Source organism: Micromonospora sp. NPDC048947 (assembly GCF_040649495.1).
GTDB classification, from domain to species: domain Bacteria; phylum Actinomycetota; class Actinomycetes; order Mycobacteriales; family Micromonosporaceae; genus Micromonospora; species Micromonospora alfalfae.
The window spans coordinates 14,232-40,258 of record NZ_JBEZFO010000014.1 but is presented as its reverse complement, the minus strand read 5'-3'; the positions used below and the strand labels follow the sequence as shown (position 1 = coordinate 40,258).

23 protein-coding genes are annotated in these 26,027 nt (G+C 71.1%); 6 read left to right on the top strand and 17 right to left on the bottom strand.

Annotated features, from left to right (window positions below; genetic code table 11):
- Positions 1-81: 81 nt before the first annotated feature.
- A complete protein-coding gene (locus AB0B98_RS20485) occupies positions 82-1,779 on the top strand; it encodes an MFS transporter (RefSeq protein WP_357364537.1) in 1,698 nt (565 codons plus the stop codon).
- 52 nt (positions 1,780-1,831) lie between these two features.
- Here the strand turns inward: AB0B98_RS20485 and AB0B98_RS20480 are convergent, their stop codons facing one another.
- The 3 genes from AB0B98_RS20480 to AB0B98_RS20470 all read right to left on the bottom strand — a co-directional run bounded on the left by AB0B98_RS20480 (position 1,832) and on the right by AB0B98_RS20470 (position 4,211).
- Positions 1,832-2,398, bottom strand: a complete 567-nt coding sequence (locus AB0B98_RS20480) for a PadR family transcriptional regulator (protein ID WP_112581719.1) — start codon at positions 2,396-2,398, stop codon at positions 1,832-1,834.
- 65 nt (positions 2,399-2,463) lie between these two features.
- A complete protein-coding gene (locus AB0B98_RS20475; RefSeq protein WP_238671259.1) occupies positions 2,464-3,138 on the bottom strand; it encodes a response regulator transcription factor in 675 nt (224 codons plus the stop codon).
- The gene (locus tag AB0B98_RS20470; RefSeq protein ID WP_357364535.1) at positions 3,135-4,211 is read right to left on the bottom strand and encodes a histidine kinase; all 1,077 of its coding nucleotides are present in this window, start codon (positions 4,209-4,211) and stop codon (positions 3,135-3,137) included. The genes AB0B98_RS20475 and AB0B98_RS20470 overlap by 4 nt, the downstream gene beginning before the upstream one ends.
- A 334-nt stretch (positions 4,212-4,545) precedes the next feature.
- On the opposite strand from AB0B98_RS20470, the gene AB0B98_RS20465 reads away from it, so the two are divergent.
- Together AB0B98_RS20465 and AB0B98_RS20460 are read left to right on the top strand one after the other, a co-directional pair.
- Positions 4,546-6,009: a multicopper oxidase domain-containing protein gene (locus AB0B98_RS20465; RefSeq protein ID WP_357364534.1), complete on the top strand. Its 1,464-nt coding sequence runs from the start codon at positions 4,546-4,548 to the stop codon at positions 6,007-6,009.
- A 19-nt stretch (positions 6,010-6,028) separates the two neighbouring features.
- Entirely contained in the window at positions 6,029-6,463 is a 435-nt protein-coding gene (locus AB0B98_RS20460) for an SRPBCC family protein (protein ID WP_238671262.1), read from the top strand.
- A 97-nt stretch (positions 6,464-6,560) separates the two neighbouring features.
- On the opposite strand, the gene AB0B98_RS20455 is transcribed toward AB0B98_RS20460, so the two are convergent.
- From AB0B98_RS20455 to AB0B98_RS20420, 8 genes are all read right to left on the bottom strand, one after another.
- Positions 6,561-7,850, bottom strand: coding sequence for a cellulose binding domain-containing protein (locus AB0B98_RS20455; RefSeq protein ID WP_357364532.1), 1,290 nt, complete (start codon positions 7,848-7,850; stop codon positions 6,561-6,563).
- A 211-nt stretch (positions 7,851-8,061) separates the two neighbouring features.
- Positions 8,062-9,207 (bottom strand): alanine racemase, encoded by a 1,146-nt coding sequence (locus AB0B98_RS20450; RefSeq protein WP_357364530.1) that lies wholly within the window; start codon positions 9,205-9,207, stop codon positions 8,062-8,064.
- Positions 9,204-10,802 carry an IucA/IucC family protein gene (locus AB0B98_RS20445; protein ID WP_357364528.1) on the bottom strand — a complete coding sequence of 533 codons (1,599 nt, stop codon included), beginning with the start codon at positions 10,800-10,802 and terminating at the stop codon, positions 9,204-9,206. The genes AB0B98_RS20450 and AB0B98_RS20445 overlap by 4 nt, the downstream gene beginning before the upstream one ends.
- Entirely contained in the window at positions 10,799-12,427 is a 1,629-nt protein-coding gene (locus AB0B98_RS20440) for an IucA/IucC family protein (protein WP_357364526.1), read from the bottom strand. Before AB0B98_RS20440 ends, AB0B98_RS20445 begins: the two co-directional genes overlap by 4 nt.
- A complete protein-coding gene (locus AB0B98_RS20435; RefSeq protein ID WP_357364524.1) occupies positions 12,424-13,593 on the bottom strand; it encodes a siderophore biosynthesis protein in 1,170 nt (389 codons plus the stop codon). The genes AB0B98_RS20440 and AB0B98_RS20435 overlap by 4 nt, the downstream gene beginning before the upstream one ends.
- 50 nt (positions 13,594-13,643) lie before the next feature.
- On the bottom strand, positions 13,644-15,143 hold the full coding sequence (locus AB0B98_RS20430) for an MFS transporter (RefSeq protein WP_357364522.1): 1,500 nt from the start codon (positions 15,141-15,143) through the stop codon (positions 13,644-13,646).
- A complete protein-coding gene (locus AB0B98_RS20425; RefSeq protein ID WP_357364521.1) occupies positions 15,140-16,411 on the bottom strand; it encodes an MFS transporter in 1,272 nt (423 codons plus the stop codon). The genes AB0B98_RS20430 and AB0B98_RS20425 overlap by 4 nt, the downstream gene beginning before the upstream one ends.
- Positions 16,408-17,118 (bottom strand): siderophore-interacting protein, encoded by a 711-nt coding sequence (locus AB0B98_RS20420; RefSeq protein ID WP_357364519.1) that lies wholly within the window; start codon positions 17,116-17,118, stop codon positions 16,408-16,410. Before AB0B98_RS20420 ends, AB0B98_RS20425 begins: the two co-directional genes overlap by 4 nt.
- A gap of 81 nt (positions 17,119-17,199) precedes the next feature.
- On the opposite strand from AB0B98_RS20420, the gene AB0B98_RS20415 reads away from it, so the two are divergent.
- Positions 17,200-17,760 (top strand): GNAT family N-acetyltransferase, encoded by a 561-nt coding sequence (locus tag AB0B98_RS20415; protein WP_357364517.1) that lies wholly within the window; start codon positions 17,200-17,202, stop codon positions 17,758-17,760.
- A gap of 53 nt (positions 17,761-17,813) precedes the next feature.
- On the opposite strand, the gene AB0B98_RS20410 is transcribed toward AB0B98_RS20415, so the two are convergent.
- Positions 17,814-18,494 carry a DUF305 domain-containing protein gene (locus AB0B98_RS20410; protein WP_357364514.1) on the bottom strand — a complete coding sequence of 227 codons (681 nt, stop codon included), beginning with the start codon at positions 18,492-18,494 and terminating at the stop codon, positions 17,814-17,816.
- Positions 18,491-20,371: a sigma-70 family RNA polymerase sigma factor gene (locus AB0B98_RS20405; RefSeq protein ID WP_357364512.1), complete on the bottom strand. Its 1,881-nt coding sequence runs from the start codon at positions 20,369-20,371 to the stop codon at positions 18,491-18,493. The genes AB0B98_RS20410 and AB0B98_RS20405 overlap by 4 nt, the downstream gene beginning before the upstream one ends.
- Before the next feature lie 319 nt (positions 20,372-20,690).
- Here AB0B98_RS20405 and AB0B98_RS20400 point away from each other — a divergent pair, with 319 nt between their 5' ends.
- Together AB0B98_RS20400 and AB0B98_RS20395 are read left to right on the top strand one after the other, a co-directional pair.
- On the top strand, positions 20,691-20,876 hold the full coding sequence (locus AB0B98_RS20400) for a hypothetical protein (RefSeq protein WP_357364510.1): 186 nt from the start codon (positions 20,691-20,693) through the stop codon (positions 20,874-20,876).
- Between the two features lie 231 nt (positions 20,877-21,107).
- Positions 21,108-21,914, top strand: coding sequence for a SigB/SigF/SigG family RNA polymerase sigma factor (locus tag AB0B98_RS20395; protein ID WP_357364508.1), 807 nt, complete (start codon positions 21,108-21,110; stop codon positions 21,912-21,914).
- A 6-nt stretch (positions 21,915-21,920) separates the two neighbouring features.
- Here AB0B98_RS20395 and AB0B98_RS20390 read toward each other — a convergent pair whose 3' ends face one another.
- The 4 genes from AB0B98_RS20390 to AB0B98_RS20375 form a co-directional block, all read right to left on the bottom strand.
- Positions 21,921-22,988, bottom strand: a complete 1,068-nt coding sequence (locus tag AB0B98_RS20390; RefSeq protein WP_357364506.1) for a DUF2855 family protein — start codon at positions 22,986-22,988, stop codon at positions 21,921-21,923.
- A gap of 97 nt (positions 22,989-23,085) precedes the next feature.
- A complete protein-coding gene (locus AB0B98_RS20385) occupies positions 23,086-24,300 on the bottom strand; it encodes a PP2C family protein-serine/threonine phosphatase (protein ID WP_357364505.1) in 1,215 nt (404 codons plus the stop codon).
- Between the two features lie 157 nt (positions 24,301-24,457).
- A complete protein-coding gene (locus AB0B98_RS20380) occupies positions 24,458-24,631 on the bottom strand; it encodes a hypothetical protein (protein ID WP_238671278.1) in 174 nt (57 codons plus the stop codon).
- A gap of 288 nt (positions 24,632-24,919) precedes the next feature.
- The gene (locus AB0B98_RS20375) at positions 24,920-25,948 is read right to left on the bottom strand and encodes a medium chain dehydrogenase/reductase family protein (protein WP_357364504.1); all 1,029 of its coding nucleotides are present in this window, start codon (positions 25,946-25,948) and stop codon (positions 24,920-24,922) included.
- Positions 25,949-26,027 lie beyond the last annotated feature (79 nt).

The window sequence follows — 26,027 nt, the reverse complement described above, 5'->3', positions numbered from 1 at the left end:
TACTTGACTAATCGTACGCGGCGGCGTGTAGTCGGAGGGTGGGTCCGCTGTCGACCCCCGTCCGACTTCAGGAGGAACGCGATGACGGAGAGCTGGACCGACGAACGCAGCGCCGCCCCACCCAACCCGCGCCGATGGCTGATCCTGGCCGTCATCCTGGCCGGGGCATTCATGATTCTGCTGGCTACGACGATCGTCAATGTGGCTGTCGCGCCGATCCAACGCGACCTCCAGTCGACCTACACGGCCATGGAGTGGGTCATCGCCGGCTACGCGCTCGGCTACGGCCTGTTGCTCATCCCCGCCGGTCGGATCGGCGACCGCTTCGGCCACCGCAAGCTGTTCCTCATCGGCGTCGCGGGGTTCACACTCGCGTCGGCGGCGTCGGCGCTCGCGGACACACCCGGCCAGCTGATCGCGTTCCAGGTGGTGCAGGGCATGATGGCCGGCATCCTCAACCCGCCGGTGCTGGCGCTGATCCAGACCACGTTCCCGGCGAAGGAGACCGGCAAGGCGTACGGGATCTACGGCGCGATCGGCGGCATCGCGACCGCCAGCGGCCCCCTCCTCGGCGGCCTGCTTATCGCGTGGGACCTCAACGGCTGGGACTGGCGGCCGGTGTTCCTGCTCAACGTGCCGATCGGCCTGGCCACGTTCGTCGCCGCGCTGATCCTGGTGCCCGAGTCACGCGGCCGCCGCGGTGGTCTCGACGTGATCGGCATGCTGCTCGTCTCGGCCGCCGTCCTGCTGCTGGCCGTCCCCCTGGTCGAGGGTCAGCGCCTGGGTTGGCCGGCATGGACGTTCGTCTCGATGGCAGCGGCGCTGCCCGCGCTGGCCGTCTTCGCGGTGTGGGAGCTGCGCCGCGCCCGACGCGCCCAGGTCCCGCTGGTGAGCATGCGCCTCTTCGCGCACCGCTCCTTCTCCGCCGGCGTCGGCATCAGTCTCTGCTACTTCGCGGGCTTCATCGGCCTGCTCTTCGCGCTCTCGCTGCACCTGCAGATCGGCCTGGAGAAATCCGCCCTGACGACGGGCCTGATCCTGCTGCCGTTCTCGTTCGGCACACTGGTCGGCGCGGCCATCTCCGACAACGTCGCCCGGGCGCTCGGTCGTGGCGTCCTGATGCTCGGCGCGGGCATCGTGATCGTCGGCATGGTGGGCATCATCGCCACGATCCACTGGTGGGGTTCCGGCCTGGAGCTACTGCCTGCCTTGCTCTTCGCCGGCTTCGGCTCGGGCCTGGTGATCGCGCCGAGCGTCGAGATCGTGCTGGCCGGCGTGCCCTGGCAGGACGCGGGTGCGGCCAGCGGTGTGCTCGGCACCGCCCAGCGTCTCGGCCAGGCGATCGGCGTCGCGGTGGCCGGCGTTGTCCTCTTCGGAACGCTCGGCTCCTACTCGGGGACGGCCGCCGAGAAGGCGAGCCCGGAGCTCCAGGCATCGCTCGTGGCGGCCGGCCTACCGCCGGCCGAGGCGAGCGCGGCGACGACCACCTTCGCCGACTGTTTCATCCGCCAGTCGCGCGCGTCGGATCCGACGGCCACGCCGCCGGGCTGCGCGGACTCGGCACCGGGTCCGGTGGGCGCGGCCTTCGACAACGCCGCCACGTCGGCGCTGGAGACCAACTTCAACCGGGCGGTCCAGTGGACCGTCGGCGCCGTCCTGATCGGCGTGATCCTCACGTTCCTTCTCGTCTACCTGCTGCCCCGCCGGCCCGAAGAGCCCTGGGCCGAGGCGAGCAAGCCCGATTGGAACGTGACCACCCAGCCCGAGCCCGCTCAGTGACATGCCGCCAGCCCCGGCCCCGGAGATGCCACCGGGGTCGGGGCTGGCACCGTCAGGAAGTCGTCATCGAGGTCGGTTGGTTGGCCATCAGCTTGGGCAACTGGTCGAGCAGCTCGTCGTGCCAGGCGAGCTCGGTACGGAGTCGGAGCTCGGTATGACGGAAGGTCGTCCACTCCAGACCACGGATGTGCGGTGCCGCCAGCTCTCGGAGCGCGAGCCACGAGTCGAGCTGCTCGGCGAGTGCCTTCCGGCGCGCCACGATGATGGCGCGCAGCGCGTCTTCTCCGAGGTCGATCACGTTCTGCAGGGCCAGGTCGACCGGGTCGTGACGGAGCTTGGTGTCACGCAACGCCTCGTCGCGGTGGTCGATCAGCTCGGCCGCGCCCGCCGAGGTGAGCGCGTAGATCGTGCGGGCGGGCCGGTTGCCCTCCTGCTCGGTCCGGACCGCCTCGATGACGCCCTCGACCTGCATTCGGTGCAGCGCGCCGTAGAGCGAGCCCGGTTTGACGTCGCTCCACAGCTCGGTACGGTCGACCTGCGCCGCCCGGCGGATCTGGTGCCCATGCATGGGGCCCCCACGCGCGAGCGCTCCGAGTACGAACAGGCGAGTGCTATTCACGGCATTAGTCCAACACGAGTGCCCGTTTGCGGGCAAGTTACCCAGAGCAATCCTTGACCAGCCTGCTATCCGTGAAACGTCGGATCGCAGAGCCTCGGCAGGACGATCAGCGAGGCCGCTATGGCCCTGTTGACAGCGTCGATCCGGGACACCGCGCCGAGTTTGGCGAAGATGTTGCGCAGGTGGCGTTTGACCGTCGCCTCCGACAGGCAGAGCCGGCCGGCGATCTGGGCGTTGCTCATCGCCTGACCGACCAACTGCAGGACCTCGCGCTCACGGTCCGACAGCGTGCTGTGCACCGGCCCCTGCACCTGGGTCAGGCTCTCCCGCGACACCGCCAGCATCACCGGCGCGTCATCGGCGCGGGCGCTGCGGATCGCCGCCACCAACTCCTGACGCGTCGAGTTCTTCAGCAGGTAGCCGCAGATGCCAAGGGTCAACAACTCACGCAACAGCGTCGGACCGTCGAACATGCTGAGGATGATGACCCGGCTCGACGGCGCGACGTCCCGGATCCGGCGGACCGTGGTGGTCACCCCGTCGCCGGGGATCTGCACGTCGAGCAGCACGATGTCGGGCTGGCGGATTCGGATCTCGTTGATCGCGGCGCCGCTGTCGCCGGCCTCGCCGACGACAACGAGGTCACGCTGGGCGTCGAGGATCTCCCGGAGGCCGTCGCGCACCACCACATGGTCGTCGACAAGCACGATGCGGGTCGGCTCGATCATCGTGACGGTCACCGGCCGGCCCCCGCCCCGACGGCCAGCAGCGGCACGACGAGCTCGACCGAAGCGCCCTGGTGGCCCGACGCGCGCACGGCGAGACGACCGCCGACGACGGCCGCGCGCTCAGCCATCGCCCGCAGGCCGGAGCCGTCGCGCACCGCCGCGAGGTCGAAGCCCACCCCGTCGTCGGCGACGGTCGCCCGCAGCTCGTGCGGGGTGATGTCGATGACCGCGTGGATCACCCGAGCGCCGGCATGGGCCACCGCGTTGCGCAACGCTTCGCGGACGACCAGGAACACCTCGTCGAGCACCTCGGGCGGCACCCACGACTCGTCGCCGTTGATCTCGGTGTGCAGACGGGTCTCGCCCGTCTCGACAGTCGACAGGAAGTTGGCCAGCGCCTCGTCGAGTGACCCGAGCGGCTGAGAGAGCCGGAGGTCGGCGATGAGCACACGCAGATAGCCGACCGCGTCGTGGAGCGACTCCCGGGCGATGACCACCCGGCGGTCCACGTCGTCGTGGCGTCGCTCCTGGGCGAGCTCGTGGGCCTCCAGGTTGCGGTACGCCGCGCTGAGGCTGTGGCCCAGCCGGTCGTGCAGCTCGCGCGCGATCAAGGAACGCTCGGCGATCTGCGCCTGGTGGACCTCGTTCATCAGGCCGGCGGCATAGCGTGAACTCGCGTCGACCAGCCGGGTCAGTGTCGTACGGGTGAGCGCGTCGGCGACCAGCGCCAGGATCGCGCCCTCGTCGGGCTGGCCGGCCAACTGCTCCAGCGCGTCGGCCAACACGATGTCGGCCAGCGCGACGACAGCGCGAAAGCACTCGCGTGGGTGCAGCTCGACGTCCTCGGTGGACACTGCCGGCGGCGGTGTCGACAGCGGGTCGGTCGCCTCACGGCGAATCTCGGCCGCCGTGTCCCGGAGCAGGACCTCGGCCTGCGCCGTGTAGTTGTCGATCAGGCCAGCGGCCCCTTCGAAGTCGTCACTCGCAGCGGCAAGACGTTGACGGTAGGCGGCAAGAATCGGTTGATGCCTGCGTTCGAGAACCTCGGCAGCGGTCCTCCGCAGCGCATCGTTTCCAACAACCATTGCGGATCCCCCGGTGTGTGCCCTATTGCTCCCCAGGTGCGGGCACGAACGGCTCTCCCCAGCGCCGGCTGCCCGCCGTGTCGCCGACTCCCCCCGTCGTGGGCGACAAAAGCACTCAGATCGGATCGGCCTTCTACGAGTTGTCACGGCCGACTACTCGCACGAGTCTACGGTCTCACCGCGCGTCGTTGGAAGCATCGAAGCTTAGCTTTTGGTAGTCACACCAAAACTTAAGGTGAAATCCATATTTGGCCGCGACCAGTTTTCGACGACGCGTCGAGGGGCCTCCCCGACAGTTCACCCGAGACCTCGACCACCAGGAGTGGAGCGACCAATGGTGAGCAGACGCAACGTCATGAAGGCAGGCGCCACCGCGGGAGCAGCCGCGCTGGTCACGACCACCGCGGCGGCAGCAGCCCGCGGGTCCACCCCGTCCGCGACACCGGCCCACGGCGCCCACACCGGCCACGGAAAGACGGCACACGTCGCGGCCGTCACCGCCCCGTTCGCTGTCCGGATGCCGATACCTCCCGTGCAGCAGCCGATCGCCTCGGTAGCCAACACCGACTTCTACGTCGTTTCCACCCGTAAGGCTCAAGTGGAGATCCTGCCCGGGACGCGTACCGAGGTGTTGACCTATGACGGGCTCTTTCCCGGCCCGACGTTCCGGGTGAAGACGGGCCGGCTCGCGGTCATCGCCCACAGCAACCACCTCGACATGCCGACCGCGGTGCACGTGCACGGAGGCCACACACCGTCGAGCAGCGACGGGTTCCCGACCGACGTGCTGGACCCGGGTAAGAGCCGGATCTACAGCTATCCGAACAAGCAGCGGGCGGCCACGCTCTGGTACCACGACCATGCCCATCACATGGAGGCCGAGCACGTGTTCCGCGGGCTCGCCGGCTTCTACCTGATCGACGACCCAGCCCAGGCCGAACTGCGGCTGCCCAGCGGCAACCACGACATCCCGATCATGTTGCGCGACGCGCGGTTCGCCGACGACGCGAGCCTGGTCTTCGAACACGACGACTTCCAGTTCCGCAACACGATCCTGGTCAACGGCAAGCCGCAGCCCTACTTCCCGGTGGCCGCCCGCAAGTACCGGCTGCGCTTCGCCAACGCGTCCAACCTCCGCACTTTCACCCTGCGGCTCGGCAACGACGCCGAGGTCGCCCAGATCGCGAGTGACGGCGGGCTGCTCGCCGGACCGACGCCGATCCGCTCGTGGAGCCTGACGCCCGGCGAGCGGATCGAGATCGTCGTCGACTTCGGCGCGTTCCCGGTCGGCAGCCAGATCTTCCTCGACGACGCGGTGGCCGGGCCGGTGCTGCGCTTCGACGTCAACCGGGCCACCGCCGACGCCAGTCGGGTGCCCGACCGGCTGAGCACCATCCCCGCGCTGCCGGCGGCCACGAAGGAGCGGGCATTCACGCTCAACTTCAACCCGTCGACCGGCCAGTTCCTCATCAACGGGCAGCAGTTCGACGCCGGACGGGTGGACACCGAGATCAAACGCAACACGACCGAGGTGTGGACGGTGACGAACGGCGACACGCTCTTCGGCATCCCGCACAACTTCCACCCCCACCTGGTCCAGTTCCGGGTGCTGGACCGCAACGGTCAGCCGCCGGCGCCGGGCGAGGCCGGGGTGAAGGACACCATCGCGGTGGGACCGGGCGAGACGGTCCGACTCCAGGCGACATTCGGGCCGTACCTTGGCCGATATGTCTACCATTGCCACATGATCGACCACTCCGCGAGTGGGATGATGGCACAGATGAAGATCGTTCCCTGACCCCTGAGAAAGGTTTCTTGTGCCCTCGGCAGAGAAGACTGTGCAGATCGGACGGACCCCTGAGGACGTCTTCGCCTTTCTCGCCCGCGGCGAGAACGACGCCCGCTGGCGTCCCAACGTGCTCGACGTCGCGCGCGTCTCCGGCGAGGGGGTCGGCGCTCGCTACAAACAGGGACTCAAGGGCCCCGGTGGGAGCCGCATCCCGGCCGACTACGAGGTGACCGGGTTCGAGCCGGGTCGACGTCTGGCGTTCCAGGCAACCGGCAGCGTCGTACGCACCCAGGGCGAATACACGCTCACCCCGGCCGACGGCGGCGGGACCCGGCTGACGCTGAAGCTGGCGTGGCAGCCGAGCGGGCTGTCGCGCTTCCTCGGCCCGGTCGTGGGCAAGACGTTCGAGGAGGAGATCGCCGCCCTCGACGCCCTCCGCGACCTGCTGGAGAACGAAGCTTGAGCGCAGTGTGAGCCGGTGGCGCTGGCGGCAACCGCCGCCAGTGGACGTCACCGGAGGGCCCGGAGCCAACTGGCTCCGGGCCCTCCTGTTGCCGAACTCAGGGGCTGGTGCAGGTGACGTTGCTGGGTGCGGTGGCACCGTTGCCGGTTGCGGTGAAACCGAAGGTGGTCGAGGCGTTCGGGCCGACAGTGCCGTTGTAGGCGGCGTTCCTGACCGTGACACTGCCGGTGGTGCCCGTGTTGGTGCCGCTCCAGAGGCTGCTGATGGCCTGACCACTGGCCAGGGTCAGGCCCACGGTCCAGCCGTTCAGGGGTGCTGTGGAGTTGTTGGCCACTGTCACCTCGGCCTGGAAGCCCCCGGGCCAGGTGTTGAGCGTCCGGTAGGTGGCGGCGCAGGTGCCGGGCTCCCCGGTCGGCGGCGGGGTGGTCGGCGGCGGATCGGTGGGCGGCGGGGTGGTCGGCGGCGGGGTCGTCGGAGGCGTTGTCGACTCGAACTGGCTGAAGAACCTCCAGATCTCACCCGAGGTCCAGGTCCGCGAGTCGTTGGGGCTGCCCGACCCGTCCACCGGACTGGGGGTGTGATCCCCGTCGAACGCCGCCCACTGCACCGGGTAGCCGGCCCGGCAACCCGAGTAGGCGGTGGTGATGTGGGTGAGGCTGCCCCGGCTCGGCTCGCGCGGGCTCTGCGCGGTGCAGCCGTTGTTGCGTACGAACGTGTCGCGCAGCTGCCGACCCTGGGAGATGTTCAGCACGCTGTCGTAGATGCCGTGGATGCCGAAGTAGGCGACCGGCTGCGTGCCCCCGTTGCATCCGCTGAGGTTGGCGCCGGAGAGGACGCTGACCGCGCGGATGACAGTGGGCCGGGCGCAGGCCACCGCGTAGCTCATGGCCCCGCCGTAGCTCCAGCCCAGGGCGAAGCGCTGGGTGGTGTCGACGCAGAGGTCGTTCTCGATCTGCCGGGAGATGTCGTCGAAGAGGGTCAGGTCCCGACCGTTGGTGTTGGCCCAGCCGGCGTTGAGACCCTGTGGAGCGACGAAGATCGTGCTGTTGTTCGACAGCGGCTGGAGCCCGTAGTAGCCGGCCGACGTGACGTTGTTGGCCGAGCCGTTCAACCAGTGGAAGCCGAAGATCAGCCGGTAGGGGCGGTTCCGGTCGTATCCGTCCGGGATCCGCAGGTTGTACGTACGACTCTGGCCGCTGCTCTGAATCGTCCGCGTCCCGCTGGCGAGTGTGGGGGCCTTGCCGCAGCCGGCGGTCGCCGCGAGGGTGCCGTTGGTGGCGGCCACCGCCGTCGCACCGAAGCCGCCACTCAACGCGCCGCCGGTGGTGGCCGCGAGGAGAAGCGCCGCGGCCGCGATGGATGGGAGGAAGAACCTACGTCTCAGCATTGTTTGGGCTCCTTGCCGTTCGGCGACGATCAGTGGTCGCCTGGCATCGACGGGGGCCCGGACTGGTCACCGACCGGGAAGGCGGCGGGAGGGACGGGGCCCTCGGCGCGTCTTCTCCGACTGGCTCAGGTGACCGGGAGCGTGCCCTTCACTCCCGGGTGAAAGATAGCATGTTATCGATAACACACCGAGTCGGTCGAACCTCCCGGGCTCACGTCCCGAGCGGCCGGGCCGCCCACTCGGCGGCCACTTTGTGCAGGTCACCGGTGCGGAAATGCGGGGGCTCGTGCAGCAGGAAGTCACGGTGGCTGATGTTCCAGGCGTACGCCCCGGCCATGGCGAAGGCCAGCACGTCGCCCACGCCGATCGGCCCCGCGGTGGCCGAGAAGGACAGCACGTCCTTCGGGGTGCAGAGCTGCCCGACCACTGTGACCGGCCCGCCGTCGGTACGAGGGCCGCCGGCACCCTGGCGCGGGTGCACCGTGAACGGCTGCGCGTGCCCCTTCGCCGCCGGGGTCCGCAGGTGGTGCGTCCCGCCGGCCACCACCACGAACCACTCGCCGTAGGAGCGCTTCACGTCGACGACCTCGGTGAGGTACGCCCCGCAGTAGGCGGTGACCGACCGGCCCGGCTCGATGCGCAGCCGCACGCCCGGGTGCCTGTCGAGGACGTCCGCCAGGGCCTGGCCGTAGCCGTCCCAGTCGAACCGCGCGTCCGGATCGGTGTAGTCGACTGTCATGCCACCGCCGACGTCGACCTCCGCCGCGTCGACAGCGGCCGCAGCCCAGCCGACCACGGCGGCAGCGACAGTCGCGGCGAGCGGCGCGTCCAGCCCGCTCGCGAGGTGCGCGTGGATCCCGCGTACGTCGATGCCGGCGGGCGGGCGGCGGGCGCACTCGACCGCGTCGGCCGGGTCCATGCCGAACGGGCTGGGCCCGCCGCCCATGACCAGGCTCGCGCCCGGCGCGTCGACCGGCAGGTTCACCCGCAGCAGCACCTGGGCCGACCGGCCCGCCGCGGTGGCCAGCGCGCCGAGTCGCACCAGCTCGGTGGGTGACTCGACGTGGATGCGGTGCACCCCGGCGGCGAGAGCGGCGGCGAGGTCCGCGTCGGTCTTGCCCGGCCCTGCGTACGCGGCCGGCGCCCGTCCCGGCAGCACCTCGGCCAACCTGCGCAGCTCCCCCTGGCTGGCGGCCTCGAACCCGTCGACGATCGGGGCGAGGGTTCGCAGCACACCGGCGTCCGGGTTGGCCTTGACCGCGTAGAGCAGCTCGACCGGCTGGGGCAGCGCCGCCCGGATGGCTCGGGCCTGCCCGGCCAGCGCGTCGAGGTCGTGGACGTAGATCGGTCGGGTCATCGTGGCTCACCCATCGGGTTCGGCACCGGCACGAACGGTGCGGCCCGGTCGGCGTCGCGCCGCCAGCGGACCAGCAGGTTCGCCTTGGCCAGAAGCGGCTCTCCGGTCAGCAGTGCGCGCAGCTCCGCCGGCTCACCGAGGTCGGCGGACACCGCCTCGACGACGGCGCGCAGCTCCTGCCACAGCCGCCGTTCGATTCCCGGCCGCGCGTCGGCGAGGGCCCCGCTGATCCCACCGAGGTGGTTGACGAACAGGCAGTAGACGACCCGGCGGTGGGCGGCCCGGGGACCGTAGCGGACCTGGGCGGGGACGCCGTCCGGCCAGGTGCCCCACCGCTCGGCGTCCAGCTTCACCCCCTCCAGGTCGCGCAGCAGCATGCGTACCGGAAGGTGATCACGGTCGAGCACGACGACCACGTTCTGCAGGTGCGCCTCGTGCACCACGCCGTGGCTGAGCCAGTTGCGCAGCACCGCCGGCACCAGCAGACCGACGTACGCGCCCCACCAGGCCACCGGATCCGGTGTCACCAGCGGTGTTGCGGCCAGCGCCGCCGCCAGCACCGGTGTGTCGCCCTGACGCAGGTGCGGGCGCAGCCCGCCGCGCAGGATCGTGCCGTACGCCTCGTCCGGGCCGGGGACGTCGACAGTGCGGTAGGCGGGCTCGGCGAGCAGCCCCACCCCGTCCGGCAGCGGCACCCGGGCCAGCAGGTCGGTCAGCGCCACCGCGCCGGTGAGTTCGTAACGGGCGTTCTTGCGCAGGCAGTTGGTGATCCGCACGTGGAGGCTGGTCTTCACGAACAGGTCGGCCTCGGGGGCGTAGAGGGTACGGACGCTCGCGGTGGGTCGTACCGGCACACCGGCCGCCCCCAGGTTGCGCAGCCGGGGGTGGGTGGGCGGGATCAGCGACAGCTGCCAGGGGTGCACCGGTAGGACGCGGTGCCCGCGCGGGGGTCGTGGCGGGTCGAGGGCGGCCACCAGTGGATCGAACGGCCCGGCGTCGGCGATCAGGTCGTCCGGTACGGCCAGCCAGTGCAGCCGGAACGCGGTGCGCAGCTCCGGCGCGTACGCCCGCCAACTGTCCGGGTCACCGCTGCGCCACTTCGGGGTGGGGTGGTGCGGGTGGCCGAAGACCAGCGACTGCTCGGAGTCGACGTACGCGTCGATGGCGGGTTCACCGGTGGGGGTCGGATCCTCGGCCGGCCGGTCGGCCAGCAGCCGGGCCACTGTGTCCCGGCTGGACCTGACCTGCTCGGCGAACTCGTCGTTCACCAGGCCGGTACGGGTGGTGAGTTCCGCGGCGACCAGGGCGGCCAACCCGTCCGCGTCCAGGTCTTCCCACCGCCCACTGCCGGACCTGCGTTGGACCGGGCCGGTGTAGCGGTGCGCGCCGAGCGGCGAGGTTCGCGCGACCTCGCAGCGCACTGTGACGTCTAGGTGCCGCAGCAGCAGCCGTACGGTTCCGTCGACCACTGTCGGGGTGTCGTCGGCCGGGGCCAGCTCGCGCAGCAGGCAGCCGAAGACGGCGTGGGCTGCGGCCAGGTCGGCGCTCTGACCGGTGTCGCTGGCCGGCCGGAAGCGCAACTGGGCGCTCGTCATCGTGTCTCCCGCAGGTAGTTCGGGCCGGTACGCAGGTAGTACTTGTTGATGTCGGCGCAGCCGAGCCGCTGTTTGGGCAGCAGGGTGCCGGCGGTGAGCATCGCCTTGATGGGCAGCTCGGTGGCGTGCAGGACCCGCTCGGTGAAGATCCGCACCGCCGGTCCGTCGCCCCAGCGGTCGCGGGCGGCGGCGAGCCGGGGCACCAGCGCCTCGGCGGGTGTCGGCACGGGCAGTCCTCTGGCGGCCAGGGCGACCAGGGGCGCGGCGGCGGCCAGGTGCAGGGTGATGGTGATGAACACGTCGGCCAACTCGTGCGGGTCGCGCGCCCACATCCGGTCGTCGTGCAGGGCGAGCCCGTTCGTGCCGCCGTGCCGCCTGTCGAGCCGGGCGCCGTCGTTGTCCTTGTAGAGCAGGCCGACAGTGCCGTCCGAGTGCACCAGCAGGTGGATGTTCTGCGGGTGCGCCTCCAGTGCGATTCCGTGGCGTAGCCAGAGGAAGACGTGCCAGCCGAGCAGCAGGTCCAGGTAGGACTCCAGCAGCGCGACGGGCCGCTGCGGGCTGATCCGTTCGAGGACCGTGCCCGCCACCGGGTCGGCGGCGGCGAGGGCCGCTACCGGCACCACCTGCACGCCGGCCAGGTCGCGCGGAAATCGGCGCAGCAGGAAACCGCGGCGCTCGTCGCCGTCGACGTGCGCCCAGGTGCTCTCGTCGGCGTGCCGGATCCGACCGGCGAAGCTGGGTTCGGCGGTGGCGATCCGGTCGAGCAGTGCGGCGACGGCCGCGCCGTCGGCGAGCGAGCCGGGTTGCAGCGTGCGTCGGTTGCGCGCGCCGAGACTCGCGGTCGGCAGCGGCAGTTTGAGATGCAGGTACGGGTCGTGGTCGAGCGCCACAGTCCGCATGGAGAGGGTGGGTCGCACCGGGGTCACCGGCAGGTCGAGCACCGGGAGCGCGTGGCGGGCCACTGTGATCGGATGCGCCGGCAGCAGCAGCTGACCCGGTCGCGGCGCGCTCGGCCACCACGCTGGCAGCTCGCCAGCGAGTCGGACGTCGTCGACCGGGGCGGCGTACCAGCGCAGCGCGAAACGTGGAGCGTGCTCCGGGGCGTACCGGAGCAGTTCGTCGTCGCGCAGACCGTGCCGGCACCGGTCGGTGGGGTAGACGGGGTGGCCGTGGTGGGCGGCGAGCACGTCATCCAGGAGGGCCGCCGGCAGGCCGGTCGGGGCGAGCGCGCGTTCGGCCGCAACCTCGGTGAGCACCAGTGCCCGATCGCGTGCGGCGAGCCGTCGGGCCCGCAGGTCGGCGCGGCACTCGACGCCGAGGTCGCGCCAGCCGGCCTCGGCCTCGGCGTTGTCGTGCGGGGCGAGCAGCGTCAACAGTCCGTCCAGCGTCTCCGTACGCCGCACGTCGCCGGCGCGGGTCACCAGCAGCACCATCGGCGCGGCGCTGCGGACTGCCTGCTGGAACCCGTCGGCGCGGATCGGAATGCGCAGCAGGCCAGCGGGGTGTGGCACCTGCCACCAGTCGGGCCCGTCCGGTCGGCCGGCGCTGCTCAGACCGAGGTGATCCTCGCGCAGCAGGGCGTCGAGCACCCGGGCGAAGACTTCCCGCTCACAGTCGTCGCTCACTCGACGATGGTCCACTGGAGGCCGTTGCGGAGGGCGGCCAGCGCCTGCCGGACGGTGCCCTCGTCGGGGCCGATTCCGTGCAGCACGGCGAGGTAGTCGCGGTTCGTGCCGGTGTGCTCGGCGGTGCGGCCCACCTCGCGCAGCGGACGGCAGCCCAGCCGGACGTCGCCGTGGACGGTGTCGAGTGGGCCCGGTGCGGCGACGAGACGGCCGGACCGGTCCGCGCAGACGTACTCGACCCGGGCGTGGCGGTCGACAGTGTCGGGCAGGCCGAGGGCGGCCAGCGGCTCGCCGAGGTGCAGCCGGATGACGTACTCGAACAACGGCACACCGAGCAGTTCGGCGAGGATCAGGTCCATCCGGTCGCCGATGAGGCGGTAGTTCACCTCGATCAGCCGGACCCGGCCGTCGGAGATGACGTACTCGGTGTGGCAGGCGCCGAAGCCGACTCCGAGCGCGTCGAGCCGCGTCCGCAGCTGGGTGCGCGCCCGCTCCGCCGGGGGCGACCAGGCGAGGCTCTCCTCGGTGAAGGTCGGCGGCGGGCCGAGGCCGGTGCGCCATCCGCCCAGGGAGGCCAGCTCGGTGCCGTCGCCGAGGGTCTCGAAGGTCCGCAGCTCACCGGCGAGGTACTCCTCGACCACCAACGCCACGTCCGGCCGCCGGCCACGGATCTCGGCGACCCGGGCGACCAGCTCGGCGTGGTCGGTCACCAGGTACGCGTCCTCGCTGGCCACCCCCTCGCGAGGTTTGACCACCGCCGGGAACATCAGGGTCGGCACGTCCGGCGTGACGCCGGGGTCGATGGTGCCGGTGCGTACCAGATCGAGGCCCGCGGCGGCGATAGCCCGGCGGGCCGCAGCCTTGTCCTTGCAGAGACGGGCGGCGTCCGGGTCCTTGCCGGGCAGGCCGAGCTTTCGGGCGGCGATCGCTGTGGCCTCCTGGAGGTGGTCGCTGTTGGACAGTAGCGCCACCGCGCGGTCGGGTGCCGCCGCCGCGACCACAGCGGCCGGGTCGCGGACCGCGCAGCGCGCCACCCGCACGTCCGCCGGCCATTCGGCCGGCCGGTCGGTCAGCACCGTGGCCGACAGCCCGAGTGACGCCGCCGCCGGGAGGAACCCGTCCAGGACGGCGTCGGTGGGGTTGAGCGCGGTGATGTAAAGCCGCATACCGCCTCCGTCGACTACCACGATGTGACTATTAGGGTAGCCTATCCTTATTATGCGGTTTTGGGGTGATCCGCCCGGTGCAGCAATCCGGCGGCAACCAGTCCACCGATCAACACAGCAGCCGCGCCCACCAACTGCCCCGTCTCCAACGCCGAGGCGAAGGCGACAGTCACTGCCTCCCGTTCGGCCCCTTCACCTGCGGCGGCGAGAGCCGCCGGAAACGACCCGGCGCCCGCCAGGGCCGCCGGCAGCAGCGCCGCGAACCGGGCGTTCAACACGGCACCCAGCACCGCGATGCCGAGGCTGCCGCCAACCTCGGTCATGGTGCCGTCGACGCCCGCACCCGCGCCGGCCTTCGCCGCCGGGATCGCGCTCATCACCGCCTCGACGATGGCCGGATTGGCCAACGCGCAACCGACACCCATGACGAGCAACCCGACAAGCAGCACCCCGTACCCGTCGGACGGAACGAGGGTGACCAGCGCGAGACCGGCCGCGAGCAGCGTCATGCCAACGGCGATGGCGACAGCCAGGCCGAGCCGACGGATCACACTCGCGACGACGCCACTGACGTTGAGCAGCACGATGGACAGCGCGAAGGGCGCCATCCGCAGACCAGCCTCCCAGGCGGGGTAACCCCTGACGAACTGGAGATGCTGGGTGAGCAGGAAGAGCGCGCCGGTGGCACCGAACGTGATCAGCACGACGCCGGAGATCGCACCGACGAAGCGCCGGTCCCGGAAGAAGCGCATGTCCAACATCGGGTAGGTGATGCGTCGCTCCCACCGCACGAAGATCCCGAGCAGGAGTACGCCGACAGCCCCCGCGCCGGTCACCTCGGTCGACGCCCACCCGCGCTCCGGCCCGGCGATGATCGCCCAGACGACCGCTGTCAGGCCGGCGGTGGAGAGCACGGCGCCGAGCACGTCGAGTCGGCCGCCGGCCGTCCCGCGGGACTCGGGAACCAGCGCGCGACCGACGAGCAGGCAGACCAGCACGATCGGCACGTTCATCAGGAAGATCGCGCCCCACGGCAGATGCGCGAGGATCGTGCCGCCGATCGGTGGCCCGATGGCGAAGCCCAACGCGCTGGTGGCGGCCCAGATGCCGATCGCCCGGGACCGCTCGGCGGCGTCGAAGACCTGCATCGCCACGGCGAGCGTCGCGGTGACCAGCAGCGCGCCACCGACGCCCATCCCGGCCCGTGCGGCGATCAACTGCCCGCTGGTGCTGGCCAGACCGGCGGCCAGCGAGCCGACCCCGAACAGGGCCAGCCCGGCGAGCAGCATCCGACGGCGGCCGTACCGGTCGGCGGCGCTACCGGCGGTGAGCAGCAACCCGGACAGCACCAACGCGTACGCGTTGATCATCCACTGCACCTCGGCGGTGCTGGCACCCAACTCGGTGGTGAGCACCGGCACCGCCACGGTCAGCACCGTGTTGTCCAACACCACCACCAGTTGCGCGACGCACAGCACGGCCAGGATGAGCCATCGCTGTGGCAGTAGTGCCGATGTCGCTGTGTCGGTGGCCGGCTGGACGCTGGTCACGCCACCGCCTTGACGCCGTCCAGCGCTTGCGGCTCGGTGGGCTGTCCGGCCGCCGGGTCGACGGCGGGGCCCTGCCGGTGCGGGAATCGCCGCTGGTGGGAGAGGCCGAGGACGACCCCGGCGGCCACCAGCACGATGGCCGCGACCGCTACCGCCGGATAGCCGACCCGGTCGGCCGCCGCGAGACCGATGGACGCCGCCACGAACGAGCAGACCAGGCCGAACGACGACAGCACCGTGAAATCGGTGCCGCCGGTGTCGGGCCGGGAGTAGTCCATGTTGACCGTGTAGAGCACGACGTTGGCGATGGTGTAGGCCACCATGAAGCAGCAGAGCGCGGCGACCGTCCCGCCCAGCGGAGCGCGGCCGTTCATCAGCGGCAGCAGCAGCAACGTCGACACCGTGAGCGCCACGCCGCCGACCACGAGCACGCCACCGCGCCCGAACCGCCCGATCCCGAGCCCGGCGACCAGGCCCGCCACGATGGCCGGGGCGCTGGTCACCACACCGGTGACGACGCCGATCCGACCCAAGGACCATCCGGCGTCGACAAGCGCCGGGGTGACCAGGGCGTACGCCATTCCCGCGCCGACGTAGACCAGTGGCACCACACCGAAGGTCCACCACCGGCAGCCCGGCTGGCCGAACACCGACAGCAACGCCCGGTACGCCGCGCCGACCCGTTCCACCCGATCGGTACGGGGAGGCTCCCGGAACCGCCACACCACGAGCAGGCCGACCGCCGTCATCCCGGCCAGCAGGCCGATCGCCGGCACCCAGCCGAACTGGTCGTAGACCAGGACGCAGGCGCCACCGCCGAGCAGGTTGCCGAGGTAGCTCGCGGCGACCTGGATGCCGTTGCCGGTGCCCCGGGCCGAGTCGGCCAGCATCCGGACCGCGACGGCGTCCACTGCGATGTCCTGGGTGGCCGAGAAGAAGACGTACGCGGCGCAGATCGCGATGATCGGGCCGAGCGCGTCGGCCGGGCTGGCGAACGGCAGCAGCGCCAGCAGGGCGAGCACCAGGGCGGTCTGGAGCACGAGCAGCCAGGAGCGGTAGTGGCCGCGGTGCTTCGAACCGTACCGGTCGAGGATCGGCGCCCAGAGGAACTTGATGGGCCAGATCAGGCCGACGATCTGCAACAGCGCCAGCGTGTCCAGCGAGGTGCCGCCGTCGCGCAGGATGGCGGTGAGCCCGACGGTGATGAAGCCGACGCCAAGGTACTGGGTGACGTAGAGCGCGGTAAGGGTGCCGAGCCGGCCCTTCATGCCGCTTTCCAGTAGCCGAGGGAGGTCAACCGGTCCTTGTCGACGCCCAGCGTCTTGCGGAGGTGTCGGGTGATGCCCCGGGTGGTGGCCGCCTCGCAGGCCACCCAGTAGTGGCCCGCGTCGCTGGTCGGCAGGGCCGCGCAGACCGTGTCGACGAGATGCTGACCCGCGTCGCGCCGGGGCACCCAGGTGACGTCGTGGTGCGCCCGGGCCCGCAGCGCGAGTGCCTTCTCGCCCTCGTGGGCGTACTCCAGCCAGATCGTCGCCGGGATGTCGGCACCGGCGTCGAGCAGGCTGTTCACCGCGGGCAGCGAGGCCGCGTCGCCGATCAGGTAGAGGTGCTCGGGCGCGGGGTCGGGCAGCTCGAAGGCGCTGCCCTGCACTGTCGCGCTGATGGTGTCGCCGACAGTGGCGGTGGTGGCCCAGCGGGCCGCGCACCCGTCGTGGATGGCGAATTCGAGTGTGAATCGGCCGGTGGCCGGGTCCGGGTCGACCAGCGTGTACGCGCGCTGGTGGGCCCGGCCGTCGTTGTCGAACCACAGCCGGATCCACATCGTGGGGTGCACCCCGCACGTCTCCAGCAGACCGCCCCCGTCCAGGAGGAGTCGCTGGTAGTGCCCGTCGATCGACTCGGTGCTCAGGACGGTCAACCGAAAGTCCCGCCCTCCCATGGCCTTGAGGACCAGGGCCTCCCAGTTCCGTTTCACGCACCCCTCCAGGTAAGGTCATCCTTGGTTAGGGGAGGTTAACCTAAGTTGCGCCCCGGATGGAACAGAGGACAGCGCCCGATGACGTACCAGGAGAAGATCGCCGGTCTCGGCGAGCTGTCGTTGGTGACAGTGGACCCGGACCGGGACGCCGCACTCCTGCACGAATGGGTGACCCTGCCCCGCAACTCCTTCTGGGGCATGGGTTCGCACACTGTCGAAGAGGTCCGCGAGACATACGCCTTTGTGGACGGCCTCTCCACGCACCACGCGTACCTGATCACTGTCGACGGGGAGCCGGTCGGCCTCTTCCAGAGCTATCAGCCCGAGGCGGACCCGGTCGGCGAGCGCTACCCCGTCCAGCCCGGCGACGTGGGGATGCACCTGCTGCTCAGCCCCGACCGACGCCTCGCCCGCAGCCTCACCAACGCGGCTGGCCCGGCCGTCGCCCGCTTCCTGTTCCGCGACCCGGCGGCCCAGCGGATCGTGGTGGAGCCGGACGTCCGCAACCACCTCGCCCTGCGTCGGCTGGAGATCGAGGGCTTCACCTTCGACTCGGAGATCGACATGCCGGACAAGCGGGCCCAACTCGCGTTCCTGACCCGCGCCCGGTTTGCGGAGAGGCACCCGACGCCGGCCTGACCACCACGCGACCGGCACCGGCGCTACCGTGCCGCGCTGCGGGTCCGGTGCGCTCATCCGCCCGGTGCGGCAGTGGGCGCGCCGGGCCGGTTGTCCAGCATGTTCAGCTCGGCGGCCCGCGCCTGCTGGATCCGGCCGGCGAGCGCCTTCACCTCCGGGCTTCCCCCGGCGGTCTGCTCGCCCTGGCACAGCACCACTGTCTGCGCGAGGTGCGCCCGGATCAGGCCAGTCGCCCGGGACGACACCTCCGCGTCGGACGTGGCACGTAGCTCGGCGAGGCTGGCCTCGGTGACCATGCCGGGCATCTGATGCCCCTCGTGGATGTTCAGCTCCGGTGTGTTGCCCGCGGCCAACAGCCCACGCAGGTCCCGCAACTCCGCCTGATGGGCCTTCCGGACCTCGCCGAGAAGGGTCCGCAGCGACGGATCCGCCGGGCGGGTGTCGAGCTGATCGATCAGCGCGAGCGCGCCCTCGTTCATCGGGATCAGCAGTTGGATGAAGGCGTCGTCGGTGCCGTTGAGCGCCACCGGCACGGCCGGCACCGCGGCGGCTGACGACGCTGCCACCGACGACGCTGCTGGTGCCTGGTTGGTGCGACCCCAGCCCTGACTGAGCCCGACGGCCACCGCCGTGGCGACCACTGTCGCGACGACGCCGACCAGCCGCCCGGCAGATACGCGAGGCCCTCTGCGCTCCGCCATGCCCTGTTCGTCCATCAGTTCGCCAGTGCTCACCGGGCGGCTTGGAACGCGCGGCCGACCACTGTCGCGCCGGTCCCGTCGCTGAACAACCCGGACCGGTCCTTGTCCGTGGCGGGTAGTCCGAACCAGGCGTAACGCTGGAGGTAGGGGAGTTGACCGAGCATGGCGGTGGCCGCCGTGAGGAAGGCCGCCTGCTGCTGCTGACTGGGAAACTGCGAACCGCCCCCGGCGAAGCGGATCAGCGCGAACTCGGTCAGCCAGATCGGTTTCCGGTACCGCTGGTAGACGGCCTGGAGGTACTGCCGGAGTTGGGCCACAGCGGTGGCGGTCGTGAAGTCGGCGCCGAACCAGTGCAGCGCGATGAAGTCCACCCGGTGGCCGCGGGCCTCTGCGCCGGTCATGAACCTGTCCAGCCAACCCTGCGGGTCCGGCGCGCCCCAGGCGACCGCCGGGCTGCCCAGTTTGCTGCCCGTCGCCATCAGCTGCGGCCACAGGTCCAACGCCTGCTCGACCGTCATGTTCGCCTGCTCGGGCAGGTCCGGCTCGTTGAAGGTGAGTAGGTACGGTCCGGCGGCCCTGGCCCGCGCCAGCTCCGCGGCGGTGACGTTCTCCGCGCTGCGGATCATCGGCACGAACGTCGCACCACGCGGGGTGCTGATCCCCGCGTGCTGGGTGCCCCAGGTGTAGTACCAGCTGGCAGTGGAGTTCGCCAGCGCCTGACTCGCTCCGGCGAAGTTCCACACCCCGACGCCCTTGCGGGCGGAGCTGACCGCCGGCGCGACCGGAGCTTTCGACGAGGGCCGCGCGCTCGGTGAGGGCGCGACGCTCGGGGTGGCGACGGCGGTGGGCGCGGCAGACGGCGGCGCCGCCCACGAGGGCGCGGACGGATCGTCCGGCAGGATCACCACAGCCATGGTGATGGCCAGGACGGCGGCGGCCACACCGGCGGCGAGGGACGGCACGAGGCCACGGGGCCGGTTCACCGCGAGGTCGACGACGCTCGGGCCGCCGCCCGCATCGGCGGACACCGCGCCGGGTGGGGTCGGCCCGGCGGCGGGTCCGGCCGCCGGGGCCGGGGGTACGACGGCCTGCGCGGCGGCAGGGGCCGCCGCGCCCGGCAGGTGGGCGCCGAGACCCGCCGGGAGCGGCAGCAGCGGCATACCGGCCAGCAGCCGGTCGATCGGCAGGAGGGTGGTTCCCAGCCGTCCGCAGAACGCGCAGTCGCGGACGTGTCGAGCCAGTCGCTTGCGCCACAGCGAGCTGGGCGTGCCGTCCCACTCGGCGGTCACGGCGCCCAGGTCCGGGCAGCCAGGGCGGGCGCGGAGCGCGCGGACGACGCCACGGGCGCTCTGGATCTGCTCCTTCATCCGGTGGATCCGCACCGCGACGTGCCCGGGTGACAACCCGAGCGCGTCGGCGACCTCGTTGCGGGTGATCTCGCCGGTCTCCTCCAGCCACCACAGCGAGAGCAGTTCCTGGTCGTCCGGGTCGAGCCAGCGGGTCGCCTCGGCCACCTCGCGTCGTTGGTCGGTGAGGCCGAGCCGGAGGATGGTCATCCCCGCGAAGTCGGAGGCCGGGTCGGGCACGTTGTGGATCGCGTCCAGCCCGGCGTCGCGGTTGAGCGCGACGCGGCGACGCGTCTCCCAGTCACGCACCTGGCGGATGGCGATCGCCACCAGCCAGGACCGGTATGCCGCCGGGTCGTTGAGCGCGGGCAGGTACCGGATCACCCGTACCAACGTCTCCTGGACCACGTCGTCGACGTCGGCGTGCCCGCGCAGCGCACGCCCGACGATGTTGTAGACCAGCGGGAGCGAGGCCGCGACGACGTCGTCGAGAGCGCGCTGGTCACCCTGCCGGGCCGCGACGACCAACCCGACATCGGGCAGTGCTCGACCGGCTGACGACATGGGTCCACTCCTTGGGTGCTCATCCGCGCGGCAGCCACGCTGGGTGTGCTGACCGCCCTCAAGATCGGAGACTCGCGGCAGCGGGTGGGATTACAGAATTCCTGGGCGGCCGGTTCGTCACAAGCGAGGCGGGTCCGTCGGCGGCGCATATGTGGCGGCAGCGCCGGGTATGGTGCGGGGTGTCGGTGTCGCCGGGCGCTCGCCCGTGCACAGGACACCAGCATTCGGGCGCCAACGTGTGCGCCGAAGCGTCACCGGGTCGCACGGCCGACGTTGCCGAGGCCCGGACGCACCCCTTTCGTAGAGACAGGATCCCTGCATGACATCGAACGACAACGGTCGACCCGCCCTGTTCCTCGCCACGTCGCACGGTGACGTGCTGGACGGACCGGCGGTGACCTTCGACAGCAGCGAGGAGGCCATGCGGCAACTGCGTCACCCGTTCGCGGTGCAGCCGGCCCAGCCGACGCCCGGCGCTGTCGACCCCTCGGATCAGCGCGGCTGATCCCCGCTTGCTCCCTCTCCAAACGCCTAGCCTCATACTTTCGGCTAGAAAATAGTCGGTCTTTCGGGTAGTGTCCGGGTCATCAAGTGAACGACATGACGCGGTGGCGAGGCCCGTGCTCGTGGCCTTGCGACAGCGCACCTTCGCCCGTACGTGCGCCCCGGCGTCAGCCGGTTCGGAGATCCTTCCGGTCGACCCGATCGACGGGCATGTGCGGGAGGGGACCACCACATGTCCACAATCGTCGAGAACGCGACCAGCACCCGTGTCAGCCAGCGCAGCAGCGACCAGAGCCCGGATGAGCTGCTCGCCACCCTGGCGGCGACCCCGGCGGACGATCCCCGCCGCCCAGCACTGCGGGACCGCGCCATCGAGGCGTGGCTACCGCTGGCCCGGCACCTGGCGCGCCGCTACGGCGGACGCGGCGCACCCGACGACGACCTGGCCCAGACCGCCTTCGTCGGGCTCATCAAGGCAGTGGACAACTTCGACCACGACCGAGGCGTCGACTTCAGCGGGTACGCCATTCCCACGATCATCGGCGAGATCAAGCGGTACTTCCGGGACCGCACCTGGGCGGTGCGCGTGCCCCGCCGCCTCCAGGAGCTGCGCCTGTCGATCAGCGCGGCGAACAGCGCCCTGACCCAGACCCTCGGCCGCTCGCCGACAGTCGCCGACATCGCGTCCCACCTCGACGTGTCCGAGGAGACGGTCCTGGAAGGGCTGGAGGGTGCGCGTGCCTACCGGGCCACGTCGCTGTCCACTCCGACCGGGGCCGACGGCAGCCGCGAACTCGGGGACACCCTCGGCGAGGACGACCACGAGTTCGATCTCGTCGAGATCCGCGTCGCCCTCGGCCCGGCCCTCGCCACGCTGCCGGCACGCGAGCGCCAGATTCTGAGCCTGCGCTTCCACGGCAACCTGACCCAGGCCCAGATCGCCGACCGGATCGGCGTCTCGCAGATGCACGTGTCCCGACTGATCACCCGCTCGCTGGCCGCGCTGCGCCACCAGCTCAACCCGGACATCGCAGCCTGAGCCTGATCAGAGTTGGACGACGTGGCCCACCCGTGGCGGCGTACGACCGGCGAGAACGTCCAGCCACGCGTGTTGCAGCGCCGCCGGCCCGGCACCCACCCGAACGTCGAGCCACCCGCTCACTACGGCGGCGAAGCGTTGCCAGGCCTCGGTGAACCGCTGGTCGAGGCCGTCGCGGCCCCAGTCGTGGCTGCGCTTGCGCATCTGCACCGGCGCGAAGAACACCTCCTCGGCGGCGTCGGCGTTCGGCGTCTGGTTGGTGAGCCCGACCGCGATGTCCCGGACCAGACGGTCGCCGAGGCGACGACGCACCGCGGCACGGGTCGAGGGCGCGCCGGACAGGTCGAGGTAGACGGTCGGGGCCACGTCAAGGGCGTCGATGTCGTCGTACGACACGACCTCGTCGTAGCAGCCGAGCGACCTGGTGAACGCCAGGTTGCCCGGTGAGGTGAGACCGACCAGGCGCGGCCCTCGCCGGTGCAGCTCGAACGCGGCGGCGTACGCGGTCTTGCTCGACGCCGACGACACCAGCAGCGCCTCGGCACCGTAGAAGTCGTTGTCGACCACCTGGTCGGCCAGCATGAACGAGGTGAAGAACAGCGGCCGGAACAGGATCAGCAGATCCTCCTGGTCGCGCTGGTACGCGGGGTCGCCGACGGTGGACCGGTACGCGTTGTACGGCGACGGCAACTCGGCCCGGTGCGGGCTCGCCTCGCGGAAGCCGGTCGCGTCGACCCGGTCCGGTCGCACCACGAGGTGACCGGCGGGCGGCAGGTAGCCGTAGATCCGATGCCCCACCTCGACCCCGGCCACCGCCGAGGCGACCACCTCGGCGAAGCCCCAGAGCGGTGGCAGGCCCCACTGCGGCCCGAGGCCCTGGGCTGCCGGCGGAAAGAACTGCCAGTAGCGCATCGCGTCGCCGAGCACCGCGTAGGTCACGTTGTTGGCGGTGAGGCCGACGCGGTCCACACGCAGCAGCGCCTCGCCGTCGGCCAGGGCAGGGGTCAAGCCATCGACGAGCGTGGTCTGCCCGAGGTCGTCACGCGCCACGGCGAAGGTCCATGAGTCAGCCATGATGTGACGCTAGACAGCCCCGCAATCGGAGACAAGTGCACTGAGAGTGCAAAATCCCACTGCACAAGCTGAGGGTCGGGGGCGCTGCGGCGCGCGGTCAGTGTCGGAGCGCGGCGAGGTCGCGGAGGTGCGCGAGCGGCAGGTGCGGAGGCCGCCACTCCACGAAGAGGGCCGTCGCGTCGTCCTCGAGCTGGTCGTCCTGGTAGCCGACGACGGCGCGGACCAGGCGACGCATCGTCTCCGGGCTGGGCAACCCGTCGTTCAGGGCACGGTTGACGAAGTCGACGAGCCGGTCCAGCCCGAACTGCTCCCCCTCGGCGCTGCGCGCGTCGGTGATGCCGTCGGTGTAGGCGAGGATGCGGTCGCCCGGGTGCAGGTCCTCGACGTGTACCCGCGGTCGACGAGGTGACAGGTGGCCCAGGCCGAGCGGCAACACTGTCGGCCCGGGAAGTTCCCGAACGGCCTTGCCGTCGCGCAGCAACATCGCACCGGGGTGACCCGCGTTGATCATGCTGAGTCGGCCGGTCTGTCGGTCCAACTCGATGAGCAACCCGGTAGCGAAGAAGTTCGGGTGCTCGGACCGCACCCAGCGGTCGATGCTGATCGCCGTGTCGACCAGGTCGAGGCCGCACCGACGGGCGTTGCGGTACGCGCTGACCACCAGCGAGGCCAGGGTGCTCGCCTTTATGCCGTGCCCACAGGTGTCGAAGAGCCCGACACTGAGCACGTCGTCGTTCAACGCGTAGTCGAAGATGTCGCCGCCGACGTCGTAGCACGGTTCGAGGATGGCGGTGACCACAAGGTCGTCGGTGGCGAAGGTCAGCGGTGGGAGCAGGCCCCACACGATCTCGGCCGCGACCTGCATCGGCATTCGCCGCCGCATCCGCTCGACCACGTCACCGTAGAGCCGGCGGTTGACCAGGATCTGGGCGATGTTGACCGCCACCTCCCAGGCCGGAGCATCCATCGTCTCGTCGGCGGCGGCCGGCGAGACGATCTCCAGTACGCCCATCCGCTCACACCCGAGCAGCAGTGGCACCCACACCCGGTCCGGGTTGTCGGGCGCGCGCTGGATGTCGAGGGTGGTGAAGGCACGGCCGGCGAGCGTCGTCTCGATAGGCAACTGGCCCCGGTCGAGACCCGCGCCGAGCAGCGGCACGAGGAGGGTCTGCGTGTAGTCGGCCAGATAGATCACCATCTCGCTGGCGTCGATCGCGGGCGCCGCACGGGAGACCAGTTGCGACACCTCGTCCGGGCCGCCCCGGGGCGCGTTGAGCTGCAACCAACGCACCACCTCGCCAACGTCGGCCATGCTCCACCTCCCCCTGTCCTCCCGGATCGCGGGAGCACGTAGCGCGAGCGGTGAGGCTACCTCGCCCGCCGCGCACCCGGCGCCTACCGAGTCGCCTCCACGCCAGGGCGCGCCGCGATCATCACACCGCCGGCGGCCGGCCCGAGCCGCGCCACCCTCACGAGGATGGCGCCTCGGCGAGGTCAGCCGGGTTGAGGTCCAGGGTGGCGAGCAGCCCGGAGTGCTTGGCCGGGTCCACCCACTCGGGCAGTTCACGCTCGACCCAGGCGGCCCGAGCCAGTTGACCCCGGTCGCGAAGTGCGGCGACGATTCGGTCCCTGGCGATCCTCATCTGGTACTCCCCTAGTTGAGCGTCGAAACAATGTGCACTGAGGATGAACTCGAGTGCGCGTCGGGCAACCGACCGCCGGACGCCGACGACGCGCCGACCTGTCGGTCGGGACGCGGTCCGCGGTCAGCCGACACGGCCGGTACGTCGCGGCGACGGAGAAGATGAGCGCTAACACCCTGGTGGGCTGGTGGCGACGGCGTCTGGCGGCCACCGGGGTCCCCCGGGCGACATGTTCACCGTACGCCCTCACGGCGGCCAGCCGCACCAGCGCCCTGGACGGGCCGGAGGTCAGGGCTCCAGCACCACCTTGCCGGCCCGGCTGCGGTTCTCGGCGAACACCAGTGCCGCGGAGACCTCGCTGAGCGGGTAGCGGGCGGCGATCTGCGGCACTATCACCCCTTGCCGCAGCAGGTCGAGCACGATGCCGAGGTCGGTACGCAGGCGACGGCGGAACGCGGCGCGGCGGGTGAGCTGGCCGGACCAGAAGTTGTAGAAGCCGGCCCGGTGACCGTTGGGCAGCGCGTTCCAGGTGTAGAGGCGGGTCAGCAGCTTCACGAAGACCCACACGACCGACTGCCCGGTGCCGACGGCGGCGGCGTTGCCGTAGACGACAAGCTTGCCGCCGGGGGCGAGTAGGGCGTACGAGGTGCGTACGCCCGAGCCGCCGACCGGGTCGAAGACGGCGTCGACGCCACCCGGCGACAGCTCGCGGACCCGCGCCGCCATTTCCGGGTCGCGGTAGTCAAGGGGTTCGACGCCGAGTTCGCGCAGCCCGGCGTGGTGCCGTTCGGCGGCGGTGCCGATGACCCGCAGGCCGAGGTGTCGGCCGAGTTGGACGAGCACGCTCCCGACGCCGCCGTTCGCACCGTGCACGAGGATGGTCTGTCCGGCCGTCAGGTCGGCGTCCCGCAGCATCTGCCAGGCGGTCACCCCGTTGACGACGACGGTCTCGGCCTCCGCGGGGTCCAGACCCGCAGGCACCGGGGTCAGGGCGTCGATGTCGACAAGCGCGTGCGTGGCCCAGGCGCCGGTCTTGGTGACCGCCGCCACCCGCGTGCCGACCAGTGCGTCGTCGCCGTCGGGGCCGACCTCCCGGACGGTGCCGACGAGGTCGTAGCCGGGCACGAACGGAAACCTCGGCTGGCCGGGGTACAGCGCGTGGCGCATCTGCTGTTCGGCGAACGAGATGCCGGTGGCCTCGACCTGGACCAGCGCCTGCCCCCGGGCGGGCACTGGCATCGCGCGTCGGTGCAGCAGGAGTCCGTCGGGCTCCACCACGCCGGGCAGCACCACTTCGGTGATCGTGTCGGTGGTCATTGGCTTCTCCCTTGTTTGTAAGTGCGTACTCACACACTTGTCGGGTCAAAAGAGCGGGCCGCCGAAGCGGCCCAGCATC

Excerpts from the sequence above, each read along its gene's own strand:
- AB0B98_RS20485 (WP_357364537.1), top strand. The coding sequence starts at position 82 with ATGACGGAGAGCTGGACCGACGAACGCAGCGCCGCCCCACCCAACCCG.
- AB0B98_RS20470 (WP_357364535.1), bottom strand. The coding sequence starts at position 4,211 with ATGGTTGTTGGAAACGATGCGCTGCGGAGGACCGCTGCCGAGGTTCTC.
- AB0B98_RS20465 (WP_357364534.1), top strand. The coding sequence starts at position 4,546 with ATGGTGAGCAGACGCAACGTCATGAAGGCAGGCGCCACCGCGGGAGCA.
- AB0B98_RS20455 (WP_357364532.1), bottom strand. The coding sequence starts at position 7,850 with ATGCTGAGACGTAGGTTCTTCCTCCCATCCATCGCGGCCGCGGCGCTT.
- AB0B98_RS20450 (WP_357364530.1), bottom strand. The coding sequence starts at position 9,207 with ATGACCCGACCGATCTACGTCCACGACCTCGACGCGCTGGCCGGGCAG.
- AB0B98_RS20445 (WP_357364528.1), bottom strand. The coding sequence starts at position 10,802 with ATGACGAGCGCCCAGTTGCGCTTCCGGCCGGCCAGCGACACCGGTCAG.
- AB0B98_RS20435 (WP_357364524.1), bottom strand. The coding sequence starts at position 13,593 with ATGCGGCTTTACATCACCGCGCTCAACCCCACCGACGCCGTCCTGGAC.
- AB0B98_RS20425 (WP_357364521.1), bottom strand. The coding sequence starts at position 16,411 with ATGAAGGGCCGGCTCGGCACCCTTACCGCGCTCTACGTCACCCAGTAC.
- AB0B98_RS20415 (WP_357364517.1), top strand. The coding sequence starts at position 17,200 with ATGACGTACCAGGAGAAGATCGCCGGTCTCGGCGAGCTGTCGTTGGTG.
- AB0B98_RS20405 (WP_357364512.1), bottom strand. The coding sequence starts at position 20,371 with ATGTCGTCAGCCGGTCGAGCACTGCCCGATGTCGGGTTGGTCGTCGCG.
- AB0B98_RS20400 (WP_357364510.1), top strand. The coding sequence starts at position 20,691 with ATGACATCGAACGACAACGGTCGACCCGCCCTGTTCCTCGCCACGTCG.
- AB0B98_RS20395 (WP_357364508.1), top strand. The coding sequence starts at position 21,108 with ATGTCCACAATCGTCGAGAACGCGACCAGCACCCGTGTCAGCCAGCGC.
- AB0B98_RS20390 (WP_357364506.1), bottom strand. The coding sequence starts at position 22,988 with ATGGCTGACTCATGGACCTTCGCCGTGGCGCGTGACGACCTCGGGCAG.
- AB0B98_RS20385 (WP_357364505.1), bottom strand. The coding sequence starts at position 24,300 with ATGGCCGACGTTGGCGAGGTGGTGCGTTGGTTGCAGCTCAACGCGCCC.
- AB0B98_RS20380 (WP_238671278.1), bottom strand. The coding sequence starts at position 24,631 with ATGAGGATCGCCAGGGACCGAATCGTCGCCGCACTTCGCGACCGGGGT.
- AB0B98_RS20375 (WP_357364504.1), bottom strand. The coding sequence starts at position 25,948 with ATGACCACCGACACGATCACCGAAGTGGTGCTGCCCGGCGTGGTGGAG.